The sequence below is a fragment of the Falsiroseomonas sp. E2-1-a4 genome (genome assembly GCF_051433165.1).
Lineage (GTDB): Bacteria > Pseudomonadota > Alphaproteobacteria > Acetobacterales > Acetobacteraceae > Falsiroseomonas.
Genome location: NZ_JBHMFS010000077.1, coordinates 1 through 798, shown reverse-complemented (window position 1 = coordinate 798; position 798 = coordinate 1). Strand labels below are relative to the sequence as shown.

The 798-nt window shown below is 64.0% G+C and carries 1 protein-coding gene; it reads right to left on the bottom strand.

What is annotated here, in order from left to right:
• Window positions 1-255: 255 nt before the first annotated feature.
• Window positions 256-495: a PepSY domain-containing protein gene (locus tag ACFHNC_RS24715; protein ID WP_437171892.1), complete on the bottom strand. Its 240-nt coding sequence runs from the start codon at window positions 493-495 to the stop codon at window positions 256-258.
• Window positions 496-798 lie beyond the last annotated feature (303 nt).

Below are 798 nucleotides of genomic sequence, written 5' to 3'. Positions count from 1 at the left end.
GCCACTCCGGCGGAGCGAGATTTCGCGGACGCTGTGTGAACACGAAAAAGCCGCCTGCGGAGTGGTTCTCCGAGGCGGCTTCTAATGCGATGATTACGTTCGGCCGAATGGAATGCGGGGACAGAGTTCGGCTTATACCGAACGAAAGTTGGCTGAGAGCATAGCCTTGCCAAGTCGAGGGTTCGAATCCCTTCGCCCGCCGCTGTGGGAACCGGATTCCAACCTTCGCTGGGACAGGTCCACCCGCGCCCCTTCTCAATCGTACTCAATCTCCACCTTCAGGACCCGCAGCGTGCCGGGATGGAACGTGCCCTCGTAGCGTTCGCCTCGTTCGTTCGTTCCCTGAACCCTGTAGCAGCCATCCTTGGTCCGGATACGTGTCACCCGCCACCCTTGGGCCTCGACCTGCTGCTGCAATGCGGCCCGCGGCTGCCACTCCGCCAGCGGCACGTTGCACCGCTGGTCGGCCATGGCCGTCCCGGTCCCCAAGGGCACAGAATGCGAGCGCAATCGATGGAAGTCGTCGGGTCATGGCATCGCGTCCTGTCAGTTGCACGGTAGGGTGACAAAGCCATGCCAACCTGACGGTAGACTGGGCGACGCGGCTGGACACGGGGCGGGACTGCGTCGGCACGGTGAGCTACGAGCCCATCCTGCTCGACCTCATGCTGCCGGACGGAAGGGGACTGGATTTTCTCAAGGCGCGCCGCGCCGCGCGGGACGACTATCTCGTCAAGCCCTTCGACCTGGCCGAGTTGTCGGCGCGCATCGGCGTAGCGCGCCGCTATGCCGGCAATC